The 1,198-nt window shown below is 66.9% G+C and carries 1 protein-coding gene; it reads left to right on the forward strand.

The window, feature by feature from the left end:
• Positions 1 to 84: 84 nt before the first annotated feature.
• On the forward strand, positions 85 to 1,198 hold a 1,114-nt coding region (locus QWZ14_RS29170; RefSeq protein ID WP_290320578.1), incomplete at its 3' end, for an IS630 family transposase.

Genomic DNA, 1,198 nt, shown 5'->3' on the forward strand with positions numbered 1-1,198 from the left:
CTAGTGTCCCGACCGAGAAATAGCTAGGCAGTTTTGCTGTGCTGTGATTCGCTGCGGCCTTGGCAGCAGGGCGGGCTCATGGCGATGGCCGCACCGAAGGCGGTTCGGATCGAGTTGTCGGAGAGCGAGCGGGCGGAACTGCAAGCCCGCCTGCGACGGCGCAAGGTGGCGCGGGGCGACGCCCAGCGCGCCGAGATCGTGCTGCTGGCGGCGGCCGGGCTCAGCAACCTGGCCATCACCGAACGGCTCGGCGTTGCGCGGATGACGGTGGCGACCTGGCGGGGGCGCTTTGCCGAGCGGCGGCTGGACGGCTTGCTTGACGAACCCCGCCCCGGCGCGCCGCGCACGGTGACCGATGAGAAGGTCTCCGAGGTGGTGACCGCCACGCTCGAGACGCTGCCCAGCGGCCGGACCCACTGGAGTTCGCGCGGCATGGCCAAGGCCTCGGGGCTGGCGCCGTCGACGGTGCAGCGCATCTGGAAGGCCTTTTCGCTGCAGCCGCACCGGAGCGAGACCTTCAAGCTCTCGACCGACCCGCTGTTTGTCGAGAAGGTCCGCGACATCGTCGGCCTCTACCTCAGCCCGCCGGAACGCGCTCTGGTGCTGTGCGTGGATGAGAAAAGCCAGATCCAGGCGCTCGACCGGACCCAGCCCTTGCTGCCGCTGCGCCCGGGCCAGGTCGAGCGTCATACCCACGACTACAAGCGGCACGGTACGACGTCGCTGTTCGCCGCGCTCGACGTGAAGGCCGGGACCATCATCGGCTCCTGCATGCCGCGGCACCGCGCCGCCGAGTTCCGCCGCTTTCTCGATACCGTCGAGGCGAGGGTCCCCAAGGAACTCGACGTCCACGTCGTGATGGACAACGCCTCCAGCCACAAGACCAGGCTGATCCGCAACTGGTTCGCCAAGCGGCCGCATTGGCATGAGCACTACACACCCACCTCGGCATCCTGGATCAACCAGGTCGAGCGGTTCTTCGCCCTGCTCACCGATGACCAGATCAGGCGAAGCGCCCATCGCTCCACGGCAGAGTTGGAGACTGCCATCAAAGCCTACATCGACGCCCACAATGCCGAGCCCAAGCCGTTCCGCTGGACAAAAAGCGCCGATGACATTCTCGCCGCCGTCCAGCGCTTCTGCCAGCGCACAACCGAGGTTCAGAGCAACTGCCTGGGAACTTCAGAGTCAGGACACT

The sequence above is a fragment of the Paeniroseomonas aquatica genome (genome assembly GCF_030409335.1).
Classification (GTDB): domain Bacteria; phylum Pseudomonadota; class Alphaproteobacteria; order Acetobacterales; family Acetobacteraceae; genus Belnapia; species Belnapia aquatica.